The sequence below is a fragment of the Burkholderia sp. BE12 genome (genome assembly GCF_002959955.1).
Lineage (GTDB): Bacteria > Pseudomonadota > Gammaproteobacteria > Burkholderiales > Burkholderiaceae > Burkholderia.
The window spans coordinates 33,534-56,741 of record NZ_PREY01000001.1 but is presented as its reverse complement, the minus strand read 5'-3'; the positions used below and the strand labels follow the sequence as shown (position 1 = coordinate 56,741).

At 67.5% G+C, this 23,208-nt stretch carries 17 protein-coding genes; 2 read left to right on the top strand and 15 right to left on the bottom strand.

The genetic code is table 11. The annotated features are described in order from the left end of the window. Positions 1 to 66: 66 nt before the first annotated feature. The 12 genes from C4B30_RS00265 to C4B30_RS00210 form a co-directional block, all read right to left on the bottom strand. A complete protein-coding gene (locus C4B30_RS00265; RefSeq protein WP_027786392.1) occupies positions 67 to 531 on the bottom strand; it encodes a hypothetical protein in 465 nt (154 codons plus the stop codon). A 375-nt stretch (positions 532 to 906) separates the two neighbouring features. Next, entirely contained in the window at positions 907 to 1,281 is a 375-nt protein-coding gene (locus C4B30_RS35535; RefSeq protein WP_199779028.1) for a hypothetical protein, read from the bottom strand. Between the two features lie 94 nt (positions 1,282 to 1,375). Beyond that, the gene (locus tag C4B30_RS00255) at positions 1,376 to 4,264 is read right to left on the bottom strand and encodes a glycoside hydrolase family 2 protein (RefSeq protein ID WP_027786391.1); all 2,889 of its coding nucleotides are present in this window, start codon (positions 4,262 to 4,264) and stop codon (positions 1,376 to 1,378) included. A 71-nt stretch (positions 4,265 to 4,335) separates the two neighbouring features. After that, positions 4,336 to 6,828, bottom strand: coding sequence for a GH92 family glycosyl hydrolase (locus C4B30_RS00250; RefSeq protein ID WP_175888568.1), 2,493 nt, complete (start codon positions 6,826 to 6,828; stop codon positions 4,336 to 4,338). A 547-nt stretch (positions 6,829 to 7,375) separates the two neighbouring features. Then, positions 7,376 to 8,563 (bottom strand): beta-propeller fold lactonase family protein, encoded by a 1,188-nt coding sequence (locus tag C4B30_RS00245; protein ID WP_027786389.1) that lies wholly within the window; start codon positions 8,561 to 8,563, stop codon positions 7,376 to 7,378. Between the two features lie 122 nt (positions 8,564 to 8,685). Beyond that, a complete protein-coding gene (locus C4B30_RS00240) occupies positions 8,686 to 10,188 on the bottom strand; it encodes a M81 family metallopeptidase (protein WP_027786388.1) in 1,503 nt (500 codons plus the stop codon). After that, complete coding sequence (locus C4B30_RS00235; protein ID WP_027786387.1) at positions 10,185 to 11,465, bottom strand: Zn-dependent hydrolase; 1,281 nt, start codon at positions 11,463 to 11,465, stop codon at positions 10,185 to 10,187. The genes C4B30_RS00240 and C4B30_RS00235 overlap by 4 nt, the downstream gene beginning before the upstream one ends. 34 nt (positions 11,466 to 11,499) lie before the next feature. After that, positions 11,500 to 12,201 carry an ABC transporter ATP-binding protein gene (locus C4B30_RS00230; RefSeq protein ID WP_027786386.1) on the bottom strand — a complete coding sequence of 234 codons (702 nt, stop codon included), beginning with the start codon at positions 12,199 to 12,201 and terminating at the stop codon, positions 11,500 to 11,502. Next, positions 12,198 to 12,965, bottom strand: coding sequence for an ABC transporter ATP-binding protein (locus C4B30_RS00225; RefSeq protein WP_027786385.1), 768 nt, complete (start codon positions 12,963 to 12,965; stop codon positions 12,198 to 12,200). The genes C4B30_RS00230 and C4B30_RS00225 overlap by 4 nt, the downstream gene beginning before the upstream one ends. After that, positions 12,962 to 14,002 carry a branched-chain amino acid ABC transporter permease gene (locus tag C4B30_RS00220; protein WP_027786384.1) on the bottom strand — a complete coding sequence of 347 codons (1,041 nt, stop codon included), beginning with the start codon at positions 14,000 to 14,002 and terminating at the stop codon, positions 12,962 to 12,964. The genes C4B30_RS00225 and C4B30_RS00220 overlap by 4 nt, the downstream gene beginning before the upstream one ends. Continuing rightward, positions 13,999 to 14,859, bottom strand: a complete 861-nt coding sequence (locus C4B30_RS00215; RefSeq protein WP_027786383.1) for a branched-chain amino acid ABC transporter permease — start codon at positions 14,857 to 14,859, stop codon at positions 13,999 to 14,001. The genes C4B30_RS00220 and C4B30_RS00215 overlap by 4 nt, the downstream gene beginning before the upstream one ends. Positions 14,860 to 14,929: 70 nt before the next feature. Further along, positions 14,930 to 16,138 carry an ABC transporter substrate-binding protein gene (locus C4B30_RS00210; RefSeq protein ID WP_027786382.1) on the bottom strand — a complete coding sequence of 403 codons (1,209 nt, stop codon included), beginning with the start codon at positions 16,136 to 16,138 and terminating at the stop codon, positions 14,930 to 14,932. A gap of 229 nt (positions 16,139 to 16,367) precedes the next feature. On the opposite strand from C4B30_RS00210, the gene C4B30_RS00200 reads away from it, so the two are divergent. Continuing rightward, a complete protein-coding gene (locus C4B30_RS00200) occupies positions 16,368 to 17,225 on the top strand; it encodes a FadR/GntR family transcriptional regulator (RefSeq protein ID WP_027786380.1) in 858 nt (285 codons plus the stop codon). A 59-nt stretch (positions 17,226 to 17,284) separates the two neighbouring features. Here C4B30_RS00200 and C4B30_RS00195 read toward each other — a convergent pair whose 3' ends face one another. From C4B30_RS00195 to C4B30_RS00185, 3 genes are read right to left on the bottom strand one after another with little or no spacing between them, the layout of a single operon-like run. Further along, on the bottom strand, positions 17,285 to 18,724 hold the full coding sequence (locus C4B30_RS00195; protein ID WP_027786379.1) for an aldehyde dehydrogenase family protein: 1,440 nt from the start codon (positions 18,722 to 18,724) through the stop codon (positions 17,285 to 17,287). Between the two features lie 30 nt (positions 18,725 to 18,754). After that, positions 18,755 to 20,152, bottom strand: coding sequence for an aspartate aminotransferase family protein (locus tag C4B30_RS00190; RefSeq protein ID WP_027786378.1), 1,398 nt, complete (start codon positions 20,150 to 20,152; stop codon positions 18,755 to 18,757). A 50-nt stretch (positions 20,153 to 20,202) separates the two neighbouring features. Beyond that, positions 20,203 to 21,591: an APC family permease gene (locus C4B30_RS00185; protein ID WP_027786377.1), complete on the bottom strand. Its 1,389-nt coding sequence runs from the start codon at positions 21,589 to 21,591 to the stop codon at positions 20,203 to 20,205. A 251-nt stretch (positions 21,592 to 21,842) separates the two neighbouring features. Here C4B30_RS00185 and C4B30_RS00180 point away from each other — a divergent pair, with 251 nt between their 5' ends. Continuing rightward, positions 21,843 to 22,937, top strand: a complete 1,095-nt coding sequence (locus C4B30_RS00180; protein WP_027786376.1) for an AraC family transcriptional regulator — start codon at positions 21,843 to 21,845, stop codon at positions 22,935 to 22,937. The last annotated feature ends 271 nt before the right edge of the window (positions 22,938 to 23,208 follow it).

The following is a 23,208-nucleotide window of genomic DNA, read 5'->3' as shown; positions in this document are numbered from 1 at the left end:
CAGCCGTCCTTGAGAGGGAGACGAGCTTGCGATTGTAATGCGTGCGGCCGACGCCGCCGTGGCCGCTCAGGCCTGCGTCGACACCAGCCCGCCCGACGGCGAGCCGCCGGATTTCTCGAGTGCCGCGGCGAGTTGCGAGATTGCCGTCGCGAGCGCGGCTGAAATCGCGCTGGCTTCCGCATTCAGCGACTGCTGTTCGACGGCCGCGGCCGGATCGTCCTTTGCGCGCTGCGCCGCAGCGGCCATTTGCCGCTCCACTGTCGCGAGCTGCTTCTGCAGCCGCTCGATCAGCGCCTTCAACTGGGCGACCGCCGGGTCTTCCGACGATGCGCCCGCAGCGCCGGCGGCGCCGGCCGAATCCTTCGTGCCGGTGGTGCCGGCCGTGCCGGTCGCACCCGTGGCGTCGGCCGTGCCCGTCGGGCTCGCGGCATCCGTGGCGGCGCCGGTGGACGACGTCGCGGCGGGCGGGTTCGCGGTCACGCCGCTGTCCGCGAGCGGGGATCTCGCGGTCGTGGAGAAATCGATCTGCATCGTGTCGGTCCGTGTGTCGGTAAACGAAATGACAGGGGCGAAAGTCGCCTTCCTATCGTTTTACGGCATTCGTCACACGAAACTTGAATATCGGGGTCGGGTGGATTGCCGGGCGATGACCGCAATTGATCGCGAAAGGGACGGATTGGCGGCATGACGGCGCTGGTAAAATCGCCGCTTCGCCGGCCGGGACGCGCATGTCGGATGCCTCTTCCAGGCCCGATCGCGTGATGCCGCCGGCTTCGACTCACGGCCTTTCGGGGCTCGGCATGCAACGTGTGCCGACGACGACGCGGCTTCCCGGGTCGCCTTTTCCGTTCGCCCGCGTGGATGCTCCGCTCACCGCTCGAGCGGCGAACGCCGCGCGGCACGCATTCACTTCATCACGCATTCGAGGAACACACGATGGCCCGCATCGGCGCCTTCTGCATCACGACGTGGCTCGCCGCCGCGATTCTCTACTTCGGCCAGCACTCCGTCGCGATGATCGTGCTCAGCGGTGTCGTGGTATTCGGCGGGTTCGATCTGCTGCGCCCGTAACTGCGCGGCCATGCCGCCCGGTGCGGCCGTACCGGGCACTTCTTTCCTCAGAATCCTCGTGTGCGCATGGCCGGCTTGCGTGAACGACAACACCTCGGCAAGCCGCGCGATGGTGTTTTCCGCCCGCTCATGGCTGATCGACGAGCCGTGGACTTCGTCGTCCAGCGCTTGCTTCAGCGCCCCGATCCGTATCCTCTGAAACGTCTCCAAGCTCCGTTCCCCGTTTGCATTCAGGCTCCGAAGCCGCGCGGCGGACAACCGCCAGTGACGTTCGCCGCCGCGCCGCATCACGCCAACCACCCGCTCAACATGTCGCGAACGTCGCCACCGCCTGGTCGACCGCCAGCGCGCGCTCGTTGAACACGACCGGCACACCGCCGAGCCCGAGCTTGCAGTTCGGCCGATCGAGTCGCCACCCGTCGATCCGCAACGCGACGCGCGATACCGGGGCGCCGTTCGCATGCGGCAGGTCGATCGTGATCCGCCGCTTCGCGCCCGGCATCAGGTTCAGATAGTTGTCGCTGTAGAACGCCGGCAGGATGCGCGCGCCGGTCGCCGGATCGAACACCTGCAGGTGCGTCATCAGCGCGATGGTAGCGCCGGCGTTGGCGACATCGACCGTGATGCGCGTCGTCACGTCGTCGACCTCGGCCGACGTCGCGCCGACGGCAACGGCCGCGCCCGGCATCGTGTCGAGCGACGTGTACGACGTGTCGCCGCCGTCGCGCTGCCGCCAGTAGACGTTCTCCGCGAGCGTATTGCCGCCCGAATCGGTCAGCGCGAGCGACACGATGCACACGTCGGACTTCGCGGCGGCCATCGCCGGCTTCAGGTTCGCCACCACGCGATACGACGCGCGGGCAACGCCGCCGACGTCGGCCGTGGCGCGGCTGCTCAACGTGCCGTCGAGGTTGTACACGCGCATCTCGACACGGCCGGTGACGGCCGCGCTCGTGTGATTCGCGATCGTCACGTCGGCGGTATTCGCGTCGAGGATCGCGTTGACGCGGCGGCAGCCGTGCCGCACCGCGAAAAACGACGAATGCTCCTCGAGATCGTGGCTGTACATTTGCCACACGAAGCTCGGCTGCGACGGGTTCGTCATCCACATGATCACGCCGGTGGCCGGCGACGTGATCTTCCCGGCCACCGGGCCGATCATCACGGCCGCATTCGCCTCGTAGATCGAGCGGATGCACTCGTAGTTCATCATCTGCGCCTTGCGCACGAAATCGGCGAGGTTGCGGATCGCGCCGTAGCGCAGCGCCGTCATCGCGATGTAGCCGGCGCCGCCCTGCTTGCCGACCTGATCGTAGTAGGCGCCGTTGCCGTTCATGTCGCGATCGGCCCAGAAATCGTCCGGGCAATCGTACGAGCCGGGCGGCAGCATCGACTCGACGAATTCGAGCGTCGGGATCGAGTGCGAGCCGACTTCGTTGTGGAACGCGACCGACGTCGTGCCGTAGCCGCGGCTGAACGCGGCCTGCGGCGACGCCCAGTTGTACGGGCCGCCGGACGAATAGCCGTTCACCGCGCCGGCGCCCGTATCGCCTGCCGAACTCGTGAGGCACAGGCGTTGCGGGTCCAGCTCGGCGACGAGCGCGTCGAGCCCCTTGACGAGGGCCGGCGGAGGCGCACCTTCGTTGCCGCCGCACCAGAGCAGGATCGACGGGCGATGGCGGTTGCGCGCGATCACGTCGCGAATGTCGTCGAGATCGCGCGGCACGTTGGCCGCGCCCGATCCGTCTCCTTCGGTCGAGAAGAAGAAGTCCTGCCAGACGAGGATCCCGTAACGGTCGCACGCATCGAAGAAATCGTCGCTCGTGCTCTGCCCGTTCCAGTTGCGGATCAGGTTGAGGTTCGCGTCGCGATGCAGCCGCACCTGGTTGAACAGCCGTTCGCGCGGAATGCGCTTCAACGCTTCGTCGAGCCCCCAGTTGCCGCCCATCACGAGAATCGGCAAGCCGTTGACCGTGATGCTCAACTGCGTGCCCTGGCCGATGTCGCGCGAGTAGTCGATGCGGCGCAGGCCGACGTTCAGCGTGCGTTCGTCCGACAACAGGCGTCCCACCTTGATCCCCACCGTCACCGCGTAAAGATCCGGCTCGCCGTACCCGTTCGGCCACCACAGGCGCGGCTGCCTGATCGACAGCGCCGCGATATCCGACGACGTGAGCGATAGCTTCGTCGTCGTACTCGATGCGGGAATCGCCATGTCGTGGCTGAACGTCGCGCCGTTGCCGATGCTGCCGACGAGCGTTGCGACGAGATCCTGGCCCGACCCGTTGTCGAGTTCCAGATCGAGCCGTAATTCCGCTCGCGACAGATCGGCGGAAAGCGTGTGCGCGACGTTGATCGCCGCGATCCGTACCGAGCCGGTCGTGAACCACGAAACGGGCTGCCAGATGCCGAGGTTGCGGTCGGGAATCGTCGGCAGCCAGTCCCAGCCGGCCGAGCAGAAGAACGTCGGGCCGTTCTTCAGCGTGACGCCGGTCGGACCGCCGTTGCGGCCGCCACGCGTGACGCCGCTCTGGTAGTTCGGCAGCAGCGGCCCTTCGGAGAAATCCAGCTTGACGACGCGCACGGCCAGATTGACCACACCGCCCGCCTGCGGGACCAGCCGCGAGATGTCGAACGCGCCCTGCTTGAACGCGCCTTCGAGCCGGCCGACGAGCGCGCCGTTCAGCCAGATCTCGGCGCAGTAATTGACCCCGTCGAAGTTCAGCCACAAGCGCTGCCCCGGTTGCCGGGGCGGTGCCGCGAACGTCGTCCGGTACCAGTAGTCGGTGTCCTTCAGCGTATCGGGAATGGTGTCCGTGACGATGCGGCCGTAGAACGGATCGGGATACTTGCCGTTGACGATCATGCTGTTCAGCACGGTGCCGGGCACCGTCGCGGGCGCCATGCCCGTCACGCCGGCAGCGCCCGACAGTTGCGCGCCGCCCGCGCCCGGCAGGCTGCTCGCGGGCGCGAACGTCCAGTTCCGCGTGAGCTGCTGCGTCGCCAGCAGGCTGTGTTCCGGGTCGGCCGGCACGCCGGGGACGGTGGGCGTGACCGTCGCCGGGCCGTCGGTGCTCGGCGTGACCGCTGCCCCCGACGGCGAATCCATGTCGCCATTGCAGCCGGCGAGCCAGCTCGTACCGACCAGCGCGGCACTGTAGGACAGAAACTTTCGGCGCTCTTTCGATTTCATGTAGTTGTCCTCCATGATTGCGTCGTCTCGACGGATGCGCGCAGCGCGGCGCCCTGCGCGCATCCCTGCATTTATCGCGCGCCGGCCTGGTGCAGCAGGCGCGTCGCAGTCGACGCGCCGCCGGCGGTCATCTGCGTATAGTCCGCATTCGGCCCGGACGGCGGCGTCAGGTTGTCGGCGGCCGCCCATTGCGTCGGCGTGGCGGACAGCGCGTAACGCATCGTTCCGCCGTTGGTGATCTTGCCGAGCGGCAGCCACGAGCCCGCGTAGTCCGCGCCGTTTACATTCAGCGACTGGATGTACGGGAACGCGGCGCGGCCGGTATCGTCCGCGGCAACCTGCTTGTCGCTTTCGAGTCGCAGCGTCTTGCCGTTGCCGAGCCACACCGTGATCCCGCTGAATTGCGGCGTCGACAACGCCAGACCGGCTTCCGACGGAATGACCGGGAACATGCCGAGCGTCGCCCACACGTACCAGCTCGACGTCGCGCCCATGTCGTCGTTGCCGGGCAGGCCGTCGCGGCCGGTGCCGAACGTCTGCGCCATGATGATCGGCAGGACGTACTGCGCGCCGCTCGGTTGCCCGGCCCAGTTGTAGCCCCACGGCGACTGGAACGACGGTTCGTTGCCGATATAGAGGCCGTTCGACGATTCGCCGCCGTTCAGGCTGCCGGAAGCCGGCACGGTCGAGTACGGGGTCGTGATCGAGAACAGTTCGTTCAGCCGCGCGACGGCCGCCTGCTTGCCGCCGATCGCGTCGATCAGCGCGGACCAGTCCTGCGCGAAGGTCCAGAAGTAGTTCGGCTCCGTCGATTCGTGGAACGAGCCCTGCACGAGCGTGCCCAGCGTCCCGGGCGCCGCACCGGCCGGCGGCGCATTGCGCGCGGCGATCACCTTGTTCGCGTAGTCGAAGATGTTGCGCCACCACGACGCGCGCGTGTACAGCGTGCCGATGTTGTCCGCCGTCACGCCGACCGACGGCGCGTTCAGCACGCTGGCGGGCAGTGCCTGCAGGAACGCGGCCGCCGAGCGGTCGCTCAGCACGCGCTCGATGGTCGCGGACGACGAATGGCCGTCGTCGCTCTGCGACAGGTAATGGGCCGTCAGGAAATTGGCGAGCCCCGGCGCGCTCGCGCGGTCGTTGCACGCGCTCGACGGATCGAATACCGACTGCTTCGTCAGACGCGCGGCCGACACCAGATCGAAATCGGTCGCGCCGAACTGGTAGGAACCGGCGATCACGTTCAGCGCGTTGTCGCCCGCCATCGGCGTCGAATCGTCGCTGCCGTCGACCCAGTGCGGAAACGCGCCGCATTGCAGCCCGTCGACGACGAGCGACTGCATCATGTCGCTCGCTTCGTGCGGCGCGAGCATGGCAAGCAGCTGCGCCTGCGAGCGATACGTATCCCACAGCGAGAAGCCCGTGTAGTGGTTGGCGCCGCCGCCTTGCGAGCCGTCCGGACGTTTGTACGCATAGTCCTTGACGTTCGCGGTGGCACGCTGCGGGACGGTGCCGGTCCGGTCGACCGAAGTCGGATAGCCGCCGTTCGCGTTCTTCGGCTGACGCATGCTGCGAAACTCGCCATTCGTGTCGCTGTAGAGCGTCGGCGCGCTGAACACGTGATACAGCGCCGTGTAGAACTTCGTGAGGTTCGCCTTCTGCGTGGCGTTCAGCGAACCCGGATCCTTCGCCTGATCGATCTGGATCGTGTTGAGCCGGTCGTTCCATGCTGCCGATGCCTTCGCACGCGCATCGTCGAACGTCAGTTTTTCGCCCTCGGCCGCCAGGTTGGCCTGCGCGTTCGACACGCTGACGGACGAGATGCCGACCTTCACGGTGACGGTCTTGTCAGCATCGGTCAGATCGAACTGCAGTGTCGCGGCGCCGTTGCTTGCGGTATTCACCGACGTACCCGTTTGCTTGCGCAGCGGCTTGTCGAAGGTCGCATAGAAATACACGGGAGCGTTCCAGATCGTGCCGTACGGCGTGCAGAACGCGGGTGCGATGGCCTGCCCGCTCATCGACCTGCCGTCGCTGGCAAGCGCGAGCGCCACGTTGTTCGCGGTGATGCTCGTGCTGCCCGAATCGCTGTTGCCGTTCAGCTTCGCATCGACCGAGAAAAAGCCCTTGTTCTTGTCCGTGTACGTGAAGCGCGCGAGGCCGGAGCGCGCGGTCGCGCTCAGTTCCGTCACGATGCCGTTCGCGAGGCGCACCTTGTAGTAGCCGGGTTGGGCCGCTTCGTCCGAATAGCTGTATCCGATGCCGGTCGGGCTGCCGCCCGGCGCGATGGCGTTCGCCCCGTCGGTGGGCAGCATCGCGACCGCGCCCTGCCCCGGGCAGCCGACGCCGCTCAGGTGCGTGACGCTGAAGAAATCGATCGTACCGTTCGACCCGCCCGACGACAGGTAGCCGCCCGAACCGTTGAAGTCGTAGCGCGGCGTGTTCGGCCCGAAATCGACCATCCCGAACGGCACCGTGGCGCCCGGGTTCACGTTGCCCGCGTAGCCGGAGTCGCCATTGACCTGCGTACCGATCAGCGGGTTGACGAACTGCGTCAGTTGCATGTTGGTACGCGTGGGTGTGGGCGTGGGCGTCGGCGTGGAGGGTTGGCCGGGCTGCGCCGGCTGCCCGGTTTGTCCTGGTTGCGATGGCCCCGATGTCGATGGCCCGTCCGTGCCGCCGTTGCCGGCGGTCGACGTACTGTTCACGTCGTCGCCGCCACATGCGGCGAGCGCGGCACACGTCAGTGCGGCGACGATCAAGAGTCGTGGATTTTTCATTTTTTCGTTTAGCACCATTAACTAAATGAGTCATCCGGCGTCGACGACGCGTGCTCGGTTCGTCAACGTGGGCCTCCTGTTCGGGATATCCGTCCTGCCTTCCCGGGCCTTACAGTGCCGTAACGATTGTTTATTCACCACGAGAAGTTTCCCGAATTTTCAGTTTGTTTAACTAAACAATCGAGAGTTAAGTGGCTTCTGGTACAAATTGCCGGCGTTTGTTGCGTTGCAACCAGACAAGAGAAGGATGGGGATCGGCGGGCACCCGGCGAATGCGGGTACCCTGTTCACTCACGGATGCGAAAAAACGGGCGAAGCGCGCGGCGGCGCGTCAGCGCGGCAACCTCCTCAACGACGACGGCCCGCCCGTCAGCGCGATCCGCTTGCCCGTATCGCGCAGCTTGCCGCCTTCGATCGCATACAGCGCAAGCTGCCGTTCGACGTTGAACTGCACGATCACGTGCCGGCTGTCGGCGGTAAACACGATGCCCTGCGCGGCTTCGCCGCCCGGCACTTCGCTCACCTTCACGGCCTGCCCGTCGCGGATTTCGAACAGCAGCACCTTGCCGAGCTTGTGGCGGCCCGGGTTGTCGGCCGTCAGGTTCGAGCCGTCCATCGCCTGCACGGCGATCCACTTGCCGTTCGGTGAAATCGCGACGCCTTCCGGCAGCGACGGCACCGTCAAATACTGGACCGTGCGGAACGGCACGCGCGATACGTCGATCAGCGCGACCGAATCGGCGTCGCCCGCGAGCGTGCCGGTGTAACCCGGCAGCCCGGCGAGCCCGACGTTGCTGACGACGGCCCAGCGGTTGTCGCTCGACACGTCGATCGTGTACGGCGCGACGCCCGTGCTCAGGCGCGTGCCGCTGTCGGTCACCTTGCCGTCGTCGACGTTCAGCACCGCGATGCCCTGCTCGTCGCGCAGCGACACGAGCGCATGCTTGCCGTCGTGCGTGAAGCTGATCCCGGCCAGCCGCTTCTTGCCGATTTTCAGGGTGCCGTCGAGCGTCACGTGCGTGCCGTCGATGCGAAGGATCGACACGCTGCCGTCGACGTTGGCGACGAGCGCGAGCCGACCCGAGCGGTCGATCGCGATCCCTTGCGGATGCGTGCCGAGCTCGACGCGCGTGATCGCGGGCGGCGCGGTGTCGAGATTCACGACCTGCAGGAACGTGTCGAGCACGAGCTGCTTCGCGGCCGCGTCATAGCGCGTCGGCGCGCCGACGAGCGCGAGCTTCGCGTCGGGCGTGATCGCGACCGCCTGCGGCGGCCCCTGGATGCCGTTCTCGACGTCGACCTGCAGCGCGACCTTCGGCGGGAACGTGCTGGCGTCGAGCAGCGTCAGCGTGTCGGCGGGCGGCGAAGGCAGATAGGTGTCGCGGCCCTCGACGCGCTGGTACTTGCCGTCGTTGCCGGACACGATCCAGTCGGCGGCGTGCACGGCAACGGCCGTCGTGGCGAGGGTCAGCGCGGCGAGCAGGCGCGCGCCGCGCAGGCGGAAGGGATTCGAATGCATGGCGGTCGGTTCTCCGGATCGGTTGCGGACGCAATGGATTGCCCGACCCTGCTGCCCGACGGGCCGGCGCCATCGCATGATGCCCGAAAGCGCGCGAGCCCGGCGTCTCGTATCCGTTTCCGTCAGGCCGTGCGGCCCGCGCCCGACGCCCACCGCCCGATGTCGTCGAGCGGATACACCGGCCGCGCGAGCCGCTCGTAGCGGAACAGCCCGAAGTCCGAACCCGTCACGCCGCGGCTGTCGCATTCGACCAGTGCGGATGCAATCGGCACGAACACCGGCCGGCAATACATCCGCGACTTCAGCAGCAGGAAGCGCGCACGGCGCGGATCGACGCCGACGCTCTCGAACACGCCGAGATCCCACGGCTCCTGCGTGCGCTCGGTGACGACGAGCGTGGCCGTGCCGATGTCGAGCACCGCCGCGCGGCCCATGTACGCACGCTGCCCGGTATACGTCGGCCCGGTGATCACGTATTCGCCGTCGGTGATCGCGCGCACGATGCCCGTCGCCCGAAACGGTTCGCGCCGCACGCCGCCGTGCGACGGCAGGCGGTTGCCGACCGGCACCGTGACGGTTGCGCCAACGCCCGCATCGATCAGCGCCGCCACGGCGTCGGGGTCGCACAACGGCCCGCTGACGATCCCGTCGAGCCCGTGCGCGAGCGCGGCTTCGAGCAGGTCCATCGTGTCGCACGGGCCGCCCGACATGCAGTTGTCGCCGTGATCGAGCATCAGCACCGGGCGGTCCGCGCCGCGGGCGAGCGCGGCGGCCTGCGCGACCGATTCGGCGAGCGGCGCGCTGCGATAGACGAATTCGTCGCGCGCGTCCCAGATCTGCCGCGCGATGCGCTCGGCCACGGCGTCGGCGCCGGCGCGGTCGCCGTCGGCCACCACGACCACGCTGATGCACGGCGCCGGAATATCCGCGAGCGAGAAGCCGGGCAACACCGACACCGCGAGCATCCCGTCCGCCTCCGCCGCGCGCGCGGCCTCCACCGCGCGCCGCATCGCGCCTTCGGCGCTCGCGCTGCGCAGCGTCGACGTCATCAGCGGCGGCTGCCGCCACGCGAGCACGGGCCGCGCGCGGCCATGAAGCCGGTCGAGCAGCAGCCGCGCCGCATGCTCGCCGGTCTCGTACATGTCGACGTGCGGATAGGTCTTGAAACTGACGATCACGTCCGCGTGATCAATCATCTTCTGCGTGACGTTCGCATGCAGGTCGAGCGCGACCGCGATCGGCGCGTCGGGCAGCGCCGCGCGTACGCGCGCGAGCAGGTCGCCCTCGCCGTCCGCGCTCTGCTCGGCGACCATCGCCCCATGCAGGTCGAGCATCACCGCGTCGCAGCCGGGCGCGGCCGCAACGATCGCATCGCAGATCGCCGCGTACGCATCGGCCGCGACCGGACCGCTCGGGTTCGCGGCCGCCGATACGGGCGTCACGATGTCGGCGCCTGCGCGCTCGGCCGCATCGATGAACGCGGCCATCGCGGTGCGCATCCCGCGATTCGCGCGATACGCATCGTCGCCCCAGTCGGGGCCGTTGCGGCCGAACGCGGCGAGCGGCGTCGGCACCGGCGAGAACGTGTTGGTCTCGTGGTTCATCCGGGCGATCAGGATCTTCATTGCGCACGGCCCTCCGCGATCCCGGCAGCGCCCAGCATCGCGTGCAGCAGCACGTTGCAGCCGGCTTCCAGATGGTCCGGATCGGCGTCCTCGATCTCGTTGTGGCTGATGCCATCCTTGCACGGCACGAAGATCATCGCGGTCGGCGCGACGCGCGCAAGATACACCGCATCGTGGCCCGCGCCGCTGATCACGTTCATCGACGACAGCCCGAGCGCACGCGCGCCGGCGCGGACCTGCTCGACCAGCGCCGGATCGAACGGCTGCGGCGGAAAGTACACGACCGGCTCGACGTCGATCCGCATGCCGGCCGCCGTGCCCAGGTCGGCGCATGCCGCACGCAATTGCGCATCCATCGTCGCCAGCGTCGCGTCGTCGGCCGCGCGCAGGTCGACGGTCAGCGTCACGCGGCCGGGAATCACGTTGCGCGAATTCGGGTGCACGTCGACCCAGCCGACCGTGCCGCGCCCGTGCGGCGGATGCGCCCGCGCGATACCGTTCACCGCGCGCACGAGATCGGCCGCGACCAGCAGCGCGTCGTGCCGGAGTTCCATCGGCGTCGGGCCCGCATGCGCCTCCATCCCGTGTACGGTCACGTCGTACCAGCGCTGTCCGAGCGCGCCCTCGACCACGCCGATCGTCGTGTCGTGCGCCTCCAGCACCGGCCCCTGCTCGATATGCGCCTCGAAATACGCGCCGACCGGATGCGCGTCGCGCCCGTCGCCCGCATAGCCGATCGCCGCCAGCGCATCGCGCACCGACACGCCGTCGCGGTCGCGTTGCGCGAGCGCATGGTCGAGCGTGAACGCGCCCGCGAACACGCCGGACCCCATCATCACCGGAACGAAGCGAGACCCTTCCTCGTTGGTCCAGACGGCCACCTCGAGCGGCGCGCGCGTGCGCACCCCCGCGTCGTCGAGCGTGCGCAGCACCTCGAGGCCGGCCAGCACGCCGTAGTTGCCGTCGAACTTGCCGCCGGTCGGCTGCGTGTCGATGTGGCTGCCCGTCGCCACGGCCGGCAGGTCACCCCGTTCGCCCGCGCGCCGCGCAAAGATATTGCCGATCGCATCGACGCGCACCGTGCAGCCGATTTCCTTCGCCCACGCGACGAACAGGTCGCGCGCATCGCGATCGAGTTCGGTGAGTGCGAGACGGCACACACCGCCCTTGTCGGTCGCGCCGATCCGCGCGAGACGCATCAGGCTGCTCCACAGCCGCGCGCCATCGACGCGCAAACCGGACGCCGCGACGCCCGGAGTCGAATCCTGTACTTGCATCGTTGCCATTCCTCGCATTGAAAGGGCACGGCGCTCATGCGACGCCGACGCCCAGGTACCGGTCCTTCACGTCGTGATCGGCCGCGAACGCCGCGTTGCTGCCTTCGTAGACGATCACACCCTGTTCGATCACGAAGTGGCGATCCGCGAGCTGCGTGCACACTTCGAGGTTCTGTTCGACGAGCAGGATCGCGACGCCGGCCGCCTTGATCCGCTTCAACTGCTCGACGATCTCCTCGACGATCACTGGCGCGAGCCCCTCGACCGGCTCGTCGAGCATCAGCAGCCGCGGATGATTCATCAGCGCGCGACCGATCGCGAGCATCTGCTGCTCGCCGCCCGACAACTGCGCGCCGCCGTTGCGGCGGCGCTCCTTCAGGCGCGGAAAGATCCGGTAGATATCGTCGAGCTGCCACGGCGAATCGCGACGCGCGCCGAGCCGCAGGTTTTCCTCGACCGACAGCAGCCGGAAAATCCCCCGATGCTCGGGCACGAAGCAGAGGCCGCGCGCGGCGATCCGGTGCGCCGGCTGCCCGGACACCGGACGGCCCGCGAACGTCACCGTGCCGCCGGTCGGCGCGACCACGCCCGCAATGGTCTTGAGCGTCGTCGACTTGCCCGCCCCGTTGCGGCCGAGGAGCGTCACCGTCTCGCCTTCGTTCACGTTCAGCGAAACGCCCTGCAGCACGTGGCTCTTGCCGTAGCAGGCATGCACCTCCTTCACGTCGAGCATCATGCGCGGCCTCCCGTGATCATGTTGCCGAGATAGGCGCTGCGCACGCGCGCGTCGCCGCGAATCGCGTCGGGCTTGCCCTCGACCAGCACGCGCCCCTGCTGCATCACCGTGATCGTGTCCGATATGTCCATCACGATGCCCATGTTGTGTTCGATCAGCACGACCGTGTAGTCGTCGCGCAGGCTGCGGATCAGCGTCTTCATGTCGTCGAGATCGTCGATGCCCATGCCCGACGTCGGCTCGTCGAGGAAGATCGCGCGCGGCCGTGCCGCCAGCGCCATGCCGACCTCGAGCCGGCGCTGCTGGCCATGCGACAGCACGCCGGACGCCGTGCCGGCGAAGCGCTGCAGGCCGAGCCGCTCGAGTACGTCGTCGACGATGTCGTCATGCGCAAGCGCGCCGCGAGGCGGCGTCCACGGATTCAGCGCCCGCCGCGATTCGACGCCCTGTGCGGCGACGCGCAGGTTCTCGCGCACGCTCAGGTTCGGAAACAGGCTCGTGACCTGGAACGAGCGCGCGATGCCGCGCCGCACGCGCTTGTGATCGGGTTCGTGCGACACGTCGTGACCGTCGAACAGGATGGAGCCCGACGTGATCGGCAACGTGCCCGTCAGCGTATGGAACAGCGTCGTCTTGCCCGCGCCGTTCGGGCCGATCACCGAATGCACGGTGCGCGGCATGATGCGTAGATCGACGCCGCCCAGCGCCGTGAACTTGCCGTAGCGCTTGACGATGCCGCGCGCTTCGAGAATCGCTTCGCTCATTGCCGCTCCTTGACCGTAGCCGCCGCGCGATCGCTACGCCGCAGCGACGCCACGACGCGTTCGCCCAGCCCCCACAACCCGCGCTGCATGAACAGGCTGACCGCGATCAGCACGAGGCCGAGCAGCAGCAGCCAGCGCGGCCACAGCGTCGACAGCCAGTCCGCGAACAGCACGTAGAACGCCGCGCCGAGCACCGACGCGAACAGGTTGCCCGTGCCGCCGATCACCGTCATCACGAGAATCATCTCGCTCGTGTGATAGTCGATGTTCGACAGCGGCGCGATGCCCGTCATCAATGCGTGCAGCGCCCCCGCCAGGCCCGTGACCGCGCCCGAGATCACGAACGCCGCGAGCTTGAAGCGCTTCACGTCGTAGCCGGCCGCCGCCGCGCGCGCCTCGTTGTCGCGAATCGCGAGCAGCGTCCGCCCGAACACCGAGCGCGAGACGCGCAGCAGCAGCCAGAACACCGCGACGAACAGCACCGCGACGAAGCCGTAGTAGCGCCACGGCGAATCGAGCGAGACGAGCGGATGCCCGAACGCGGCGAGCGCGGGACGCGGGATGTCGAGCAGCCCGTTGTCGCCGCCCGTCACATCCGGCGTCGTATACGCGAGAAAGTAGAACAACTGCCCGAACGCGAGCGTCAGCATCACGAAATACGTGCCGCGCTGCCGGATCGAGAACCAGCCGACGAGTGCGGCCGCGACGGCGCCGAGCACCGCGGCCGCGACCAGCGCGGCCGTCACGGATGGGACGCCGCGCGTCAACACCAGCCCCGCCGTGTAGCTGCCGAGCCCGAAGAAGATGCCCTGCCCGAACGACAACAGCCCCGTGTAACCGAGCAGCAGGTTGCAGCCGAGCGCGGCGAGCGCGAACACGAGCACCTCGGTCGCGAGCGAGCCCGAACTCAACACGAGCGGCAACACGCACGCGGCCACCACCGCGAGCCAGGCTTCCGGCCGCTGCAGCACGCCGCGCCACTGCGGACGTTGCGACGCCGCCGCGCCCGGCGGCAGCGGTTTCGACGAGTCGATCATGCGGCCCTCCCCAGCAAACCGTTCGGACGCAGCAGCAGCACGGCCGCCATCGCGACATAAATCATCAGCCGCGCGCCTTCCGGCCACAGCGTGCTCATCAGGCTCTGCACGATGCCGACCAGCAGGCCGCCCACGAGCGCGCCGAGAAAATTCCCCATCCCGCCGACGACGACCACGACGAACGCGACGCCGAGCGCCTCGATACCCATGAACGGATCGACGCCGCGGATCGGTGCGGCGAGTACGCCGGCCAGCGCGGCCGTCGCCGCGCCGAGCGCGAACACGAGGCTGAACACGCGCGTCACGTTGATGCCGAGCAGCGACACCATCTCCGTCGATTCGCTGCCCGCGCGCACCGTACTGCCGAGCCGCGTGCCTTCGAGCACCCACCACAGCAACGCGGCGAGGACGGCCGTGAACGCGATCACGAACAGCCGGTACTTCGGGTAGACGAAGCCGCCCCAGATCACGACGCCGTTCAGCGCGTCGGGCGGCGGCACGTTGTCGCCGAGCGGGCCCCATGCGAGGATCGCGCACTCCTGCAGCACGAGCGCGAGCCCGACCGTCGCGAGGATGTGAAATTCATGTTGCTGCGCGTACACATGACGCAGCACGAGCTTCTCGACGATCCATGCGAACGCGCCGACGACGAGCGGTACGATCGCGAGCGCCACCCAGAAATTCGCCGACCATTGCAACGCCTGGTAGCAGAGATACGCACCAAGCAGGTAGAACGCGCCGTGAGCGAAATTCACGAAGCGCAGCAGGCCGAACACGATCGACAGGCCGACGGCGAGCAGGAAATACAGCATGCCCACGCCGATGCCGTTGACGATCTGCAGCAGATAGACGTTCATGGCTTCCGTGTCGGAAAGGAAGATAACGGACGCCCGCGGCGCGCGATGCGCCGCGAACGCATGCACGGCGTCACGCGAGCTTGCAGCCCGTCTTGTCGACCGCCAGGAACGACTGGCCGGAGCTGACGATGTCCGCGTAGTCGTCCGCGTTCTTCATCCGGCTCTTCGGCTTGCCTTTCAGCAGGTAGTAGTTCTTCAGCACCTGGTGGTCGCCCTTGCGGATTTCCTCCGGACCCGTGAGGCCGTCGTACTTCATCCCTTCCATCGCGGCGACGACCTTCTTCGGATCGGCACTGCCGGCCTTCACCATCGCGTCGATCAGGATCTTCGAGCACATGTACGAACCCGCGAGGCTGTAGTTCGGGTTCGCCTTGAACGCGGCGTTCGCGCGCTTCACGAGATCGCGGTTCAGCGGCGAATCGATGCCGTGCCAGTACTGCGCGCCGAAATACACGCCGTCGCAGATATCCGGACCGAGCGCCTCGAACTGCTCGAGGCCCGATGCCCACGCGAGCAGGATCGTGCAGTTGCGCTTCATCCCGAAGCTGACGGCCTGGCGCAGCGTGTCCGACGATTGCGAGCCGAAGTTGAGGATCAGCAGCACGTCCGGCTGCGCGGCCGCCGCATTGGTCAGGTAGCCGCTGAATTCCTTTTCGGCGAGCGAGTGATAGCTGTTGCCGACGTGCTCGATGCCCTTCTCCTTGAAGAGCGCCTTCGCGGCCGACAGCAGGCCGTCGCCGAACACGTATTGCGGCGTGATCGTGTACCAGCGCTTCGCCTTCGGCAGCATCTGGATCAACGGGCGCACCGTCTGCTCGATCGCGCCGAACGTCGGCACCGACCAGCGGAAGGTCGCCGCGTTGCAATCCTTGCCGGTGATCTCGTCCGCCCCGGCCGTCGTGATGAACACGCCGCCCGCCTTCTGGACTTCCTTGCCCATCGCCAGCGATTCGGACGACAGGATGCCGCCCGCGAAGAAACGCACGCCCTTCTGCTGCGCGATTTCCTGCACGCGCCGCACGGCCGTCGCGGGCTTGCCCTCGGTGTCGAGCGCCGTATAGGCGAGCGGCGCGCCGAGCACCTTGCCGTATTGCTTGACGACCAGTTGCATGCCGAGATCGGCGTACTTGCCGTTGGCGGCGAACGGGCCGGACATCGGCACCGGGCAGGCAAGCTGGATGGGCGAGCCCTGCGCGAACGCGACGCGGGACGACATGCTGCCGAGCGCGCCCGGCACGGCCGACAGCGCGGCCAGTTTCAACAGTTCTCGGCGATTCAAGTTGATGCTCCTCATGATGGGGGACACACGCGATACGACCGACTGCCAAACCGTGCCCACGCCACTCCCGCATGCGCGCCGCCGGTTCATCCTATTTATCATGATAAATAGGATGAACCTGATGCTAGAGTTGATCAAAATTGGTGTCAATCAGGCAAAATTCCGTACCCGCGCCAGGACCGATCGTCGAAGATGACGCGGCGCGCGGTCAGAAAAAGGAGTCGTGAAGATGGTCATGGACCGACCCAGGGCGGGCCTCGCGGTCGAAATCAAGCAGCCGAAGCGGGCCGATCTCGTCGCCGAGGAGATCAAGCGGCTGATCACCGAGAAGGACCTGAAGCCGGGTGACCGCCTGCCGCGCGAAGCCGAGCTGCAGCAGCTCTATGCGGTGAGCAAGAGCACGATCCGGGAGGCGCTGAAGTCGCTCGAGGTGCAGGGCCTCATCAAGGTCACGACCGGGCCGTCGGGCGGCGGGATGATCGTCGAGGTGCCGCTCGACCGCACGCTTCAGCTCCTGCAGAACTACCTGTTCTTCAAGGACGTGACGATCGACGACATCTATACGGTGCGCAAGCTGCTCGAACCCGAGCTGGCCGCCGGCGCCGTGCCGCACCTGACGGAGCGCGACTTCGCGGCGCTGGAATCGAACATCGCGTGCTGCGACGGCGCGTCGGGCGTGCACGATCGCGGCCACATGCTGCGCCAGCGGCAGGAGGACACGACGTTCCACGACATCCTCGCGGCCGCGAATCCCAATCCGTTCCTGCGCTTCAGTTGCGAACTGATCAACGAGATGATCCGGCAGTTGATCGAGTTCCGGAACGATACGCCGCTCGTCGAGCACAAGCGCTTCGGCGAAGCGAACGTGTCGATCCACAAGGCGATCCTGCAGGCCGCGCGCGAGCGCGACGCCGAGCGCGTGCGTGCGCTGATGGTCGAGCACATGACCGAGGCTCCCAAGCATGTGAAGCGGATGAAAGGCAAGCTGCGTGGGCGGTTGATCCTCGATTCCGAGATCCGCAGGCGCGCGGCCGCCGCGCCCGTGGCGGGATCCGATGCGTCCGCAACGGATCCGGAAGAACGCTGAGCGGCGGCACACGCGGCGGGGGCACATTCGCCGCGCGCTTCGTCCGGGCGATCAGGTCGTCATCGCGCGCCGCCTTCCGTGTACCCGGTCGTACCCTTCGTTTCCAGATACTCGACGAGGCCGAACTCCGCATACTCGCGCCCGTTGCCCGAGCGCTTGTAGCCGCCGAACGGCGCGGCCGGGTTCCACGCCGGGTAGTTGATGTGGACGTTGCCGACGCGCAACCGTGCCGCGATCCGGCGCGCGCGCTCGAGATCCTTCGACTGCACGTAGGCCGCGAGCCCGTAGACCGAATCGTTCGCAAGCGCGACGGCCTCGTCCTCGGTCCGGTAGGTCATGATCGACAACACCGGCCCGAAGATTTCTTCCGTTGCGATCGTCATGCCCGGTGTCACGTTCGAAAACACCGTCGGCCGCACGTAGAACCCGTCCGCGTGCCCCGCCGGCCGGCCGGGGCCGCCGGCGACGAGCGTCGCGCCTTCTTCGATCCCGAGCCGGATGAAGTGCTGGATACGATCGAACTGCGTGCGGCTGACCACCGGCCCGATGCCGGTTTCCGTCGAACGCGGATCGCCGACGACGGTACGTTCCGCTTCCCGGCGCGCCGCCTGCTCGGCCCGCGCCAGATGATCGACGTGCACGAGCATGCGCGTCGGCGCATTGCACGACTGGCCGCTGTTGCTGAAGCAACTGCGCGTGCCGCGCGTGACGGCATCCTCGATGTCCGCGTCGGGCAGGATCAGGTTCGGGCTCTTGCTGCCGAGCTCCTGGTGCACGCGCTTCACGGTATCGGCGGCCGCCTTCGCGACTTCGACGCCGGCCCGCGTCGAGCCCGTGAACGACACCATGTCGACCTCCGGATGCCGCGATAGCGCGTCGCCCACTTCATGTCCATAGCCGTGCACGAGATTGAACACGCCGCGCGGCACGCCGGCTTCGTGCAGGATCTCCGCGAACAGGATCGCGCTGAACGGTGCGATCTCGCTCGGCTTGAGCACCATCGTGCAGCCAGCCGCGAGCGCCGGCGCGACCTTGCACACGATCTGGTTGATCGGCCAGTTCCACGGCGTGATCAGCGCGCACACGCCGATCGGCTCGTGCGACACCAGCAGCGAATCGGTCTGCGTGCTGAAGCGGAACGACTGCAGCGCGCGGATCGTCTGTTCGAGGTGCGCGGTGCCGACCGCGGCCTGCATCGCCCGCGCGAACGCGATCGGCGCCCCCATCTCCTGGCTGATCGTCTGCGCGACCTCCTCGTAGCGGCGCTGATAGATCTCGAGGACCCGCTTCAGCAACGCGACGCGCTCATCCACCGGCCAGCGCGAATAGGTATCGAAGGCCCGCTTCGCCGCGCCGACCGCGTGGTCGACATCGGCCGCGCCGCCGATCGCGAGCCGTGCATACGGCCGCGCGGTGGCCGGATCGATCACGTCGATCGATCTCGCATCGGCCGGATCGAGCCACTGGCCATCGACGTAGGACTGTTGTGACGTTCGCATCGAATGCTCCTGAAATGAAGGATGCCGCGCTCAGCGCGTCGCCCGTGCGTAGGTTTCGACGAGGATGTCGCGAATCTGCGCGACGAACCACACGATCTCGTCGCGCGACATCACGAGCGGCGGCGAGAATTGCACGATCGGCGTGCCTTCGTGATCGACGCCCGCGCGGCACAACAGCCCCGCGTCGAAGATCGCCGGCGCGAGCATCGTCGACACGAATGCCTGCGCACTGATACCGGCCGCCCAGCGGCCCGCGGCCTTGTCCGTCACAAGTTCGAGCGAGTAGTGATAGCCGTCGCCGCGCACGTCGCCGACGCACGGCAGCTCGAGCAGCCCGTCGAGCGTCCGGCGAAACACCGCTTCGTTGTCGCGAACGTTCGCGAGCACGCCTTCGCGCTCCATGATCGCGAGATTCGCGAGCGCGGCCGTGCACGCGACCGGATGGCCGCCGTAGGTCGCGCCGTGCAGGAACATCTGCTGCGGCCCGTCGAGCACGGTGTCGACGACCGCGTCGCTTGCGATCACGCCGCCGAGCGGCACGTAACCCGACGCGATGCCTTTCGCGAACGTGATGATGTCCGGCTTCAGCCCATAGCGTGCGGAGCCGAAATACTCGCCGAGCCGGCCGAAGCCGCAGATCACCTCGTCGGCCACGAGCAGCACGCCGTGCCGGTCGCAGAGGCCGCGCAGGCCAGCCGCGTAGCCGGCCGGCGGCGTCAGGCTGCCGCCCGCGTTCTGCAACGGCTCGACGACGATCGCGGCGACCGTGTCGGGCCCCTCCTGCACGATCAGCGATTCGATCTCGTCGAGCAGATGGCGCGTGAACTGCGCTTCCGTTTCGCCTGCCGGGCGGCCGTAGCGCTTCGTATTGCCGACGTGCCGCACACCCGACATCAGCGGCTCGAAATGCTTGCGGAAGTTCGTCATCCCGTTCAGCGCGAGCGCGCCGAACGACGTGCCGTGATACGCGACGCGCCGCGCGATGAACTTGCGCCGCTGCGGCTCGCCGCGCGACTGGTGATACTGGCGCACCAGCTTGATCGCCGATTCGTTCGACTCGGAACCGCTCGACGTGAAGAACACGCGGTTCAGTCCTTCCGGCGCGAGCGCCGCGAGCCGGTGCGCGAGCCGGATCGCCGGTTCGTGGCCGTATCCCCAGTTGGTCGCGAACGGCAGCCGCACCATCTGCTCGCGGATCGCATCGCCGATCTCCGCGCCGTGGCTGTAGCCGACCTGCACGCAGTACAGCCCGGCCAGCCCGTCGAAATAGCGCTTGCCGCTGCGGTCGACGAGCCAGCAGCCTTCGCCGCGGTCGAACACAGTCAGCGCGTTCTCGCGGTATGCATCGGCATGCGTGAAGTGCATCAGCAGATGGCGCTTGCCGAGCGCCTGCAGGTCCGCATCGAGATTGACGTCAACGGCGTTCATGGATCACTCCTCCTTCAGGGTTTCAAAACCGGCATCGCGCAGCCGGTCATTCAGTTCATCGACAACGTCGGCGCCGGGCGCGTGAAGCCGCGCGTGAGCCAGACGAGCTGGCAGAGCCCGAGCACGAGCCAGCCGATGCCGACGTAGAACGTCTGGCGCGACAGCCCAGACCAGAGCCACACGTTCATCGCGAAGCCGATCGCCGGCATCAGGCCGTATGCGATCCAGCCCGCGGCATGGCGATGCTCGGGCCGGCCCAGATAGCTGCGCATCACGCACAGATTCACGATCGCGAACGCGACGAGCGCGCCGAAGCTGATCATCGTCGACGCGAGATCGAGCGTGATGAACAGCGCGGACAGCGATACGACGCCGACCGCGAGCGTCGCTCGCACCGGCGTGCGCAGCCGCGCATGCAGATGACCGAACACGCATTCGGGCAGCACGCGGTCGCGACCCATCGCGAACAGCACGCGCGTCACGCTCGCCTGGCCGGCCATCGCGCTCGCGAAGCAGCCGGCCACGTACACCGCGACGAAGAACGCCGACAGCGTGCGGCCGCCGACCCGCCGCATCAGTTCGAGGCTGGCCGAATCGAGATCCTTGAACGCGTGCCAGTCGGGAAACACCCGTTGACCGACATACGCGATCAGCATGAACAGCAGGCCGCTCGCGAGCGTGCAGAGCAGAATCGCGCGCGGCACCGTGCGCCGCGGCTCGCGCGTTTCCTCCGACAGCGTGGTGACCGCATCGAAGCCGAGAAACGACAGGCACAGAATCGCGGAGCCGGCGAAGATCGCGCCCGCGTCGCCGGACGACGGCAACGCGACGGCCATCGACAGTCCTTCGCCGGCCGCGACGTACGTCGACGCGATGACGAAGACCGCGATAAACACGAGCTGGCTCGCGATCAGGATCAGGTTCACGCGATTGACGAGCCGGATGCCGACGAGGTTCAGCCCGGTGATCAGCGCGATGCTGCCGACGATCCACACGCCGGCCGGCACCGTCGGAAAGATCTGCTTCATGTAGATGCCGATCGCGAGGTAGCTGATCATCGGAATGAACAGGTAGTCCATCAGCAATGCCCAGCCGACCATGAAGCCGGCCGACGTGCCGAAGTTGCGGCTCGCGAACGTATAGGCCGACCCGGCGCTCGGCATCAGCCGTGCCATGTGCCCGTAGCTGCGTGCGGTAAACAGCATCGCGATCAACGTGACCGCATACGCGGCCGTCAGATGTCCGTTCGTCTCGCTCGTGACGAGGCCGTAGGTCGTGAACACCGTCATCGGCAGCATGTACGCGAGCCCGAAGATCACCAGCGTCGAGAGTCCGAGCAGGTGCGGCTTGCCGGCGTCCGTGTGGCCGCGCTCCACGTGCGCCCCGAACTCGTGCGTCGCGGCGACTGATACGGTTCGACCTGGCCTGTCGTTGTCCATGCTGTCCTCACGTGGGTGGCGTCCATGACTTCAACACGCGTGCGTCCGGCGCTGCCGGCGGGGCACGACTCGAGGAAAGTGTGGTGCGTCAAAAAATCGACGACGAATGAGAAAAGCGGACGTAATCGAGGGATATTTACGGACAGGTGGTCGCGCATCGTGCCATTTCACCTTGCATGCTGCTGTGCCGCACTGGCGTTTTGCGGACAATCCGGCTATGTTCGGTGCGACTCCGTCACCCCGTCGGCACCATGAGCAGCCGTTCCCAACGAAACCAGAGCCGGGCCGAGCGCAGCCTGCGTTCGGCGCTCGGCCTCGCGCGCCCGGCCGGGCGTCAGCAGGATATTCCCGCCACGGTCCATGCGATCGCGGTCGCGCTGGACGAGTGCCGCGTGCGGCACATCGACGGCGCCGCGCTGCTCGAAGGCACGGGGCTCGGCGCGGACGAAGTCGCGTCGCCGAACCTGCACGTGAATCGCGGCCAGGAGCAACGCTGCTTCCGCAACCTGCTGCGCTGCAGCGGCGTGCCGTCGATCGGGCTGTCGATCGGCGCGCGGCTGCATGTGTCGACGCTCGGCCTGGCCGGCTACGCGATGCTGATCAGCGGCTCCGTGATACAGGCGTTCCGCTGCATGGGCCAGTTTCCGCTGTTCATGGGGCTGTATTTCGACGTGCGGGTCGACGCGCACGCAGGCGGCATGAGCGTGACGATTGGCCGCTACAACGGCGAGCCCGATCTCGCCGTGTTCCAGGCCGACATGTGCCTGGCGAGCCTGCGCCTGATCGTGTCCGATCTCGTCGGCAAACCGGTATGGCCCGAGCAGGTTCGGCTCGCGCGCCCCACGCCGCTCAACGCGGCCGACTACGCGCGCCACTTCGGCTGCCCGGTCGTCTTCGATGCGGACGACAACCGGCTCGTGTTCACGTCGGTGAACGGCATGGAAGCGCCGCGTCTCGCAAACGAAGTCAGCTTCAATGCATTGCACGGCCAGTGCGAGGTGCTCGAACGGCAGTGGGCCGCATCGGTCGGCACGCGCTTCGCCGATCGCGCGAAGGAACTGATGGCGCGCGACCTCGCGCGCTTCAAGTCGATGACGGCGCTCGCCGACGCGCTCCACCTGACCGAACGCACGCTGCGCAGGCGGCTCGACAAGGACGGCATCACGTTCCAGTCGTTGCTCGACGACGTGCGTCGCGACGAAGCCGTGCGCTTGCTCGACGATCACGCGTTGACCGTCGCCGCGATCGCCGAGCGGCTCGGCTACAGCGAGCCGCGCAGCTTCCGTCATGCGTACCGGCGCTGGACCGGCAAGACGCCGCGCGCCGAGTCGGACGTCGACGCGTGAATCCGACGCACGGTATTCGGCGATCACGCGCGTCGCGGAAATCGACGTCGACCAATATCATCCGGCACACGACGTACGCGAGCGGACCGCGAGGACGATCGTGCGGCTGCCCACCGACATGAGCGGAACGAGCATGTCGCGACCGCGTCTTGACCCACTGATTCGGTCTTCGAATCAATTTTCACGCACCTCGCTCTTCGCTGTCGCGCGGCCGGGGACGCATCGCCGCGATCGTCCCCCACGGTAGACGCGATTAATCGATTGCTCTATA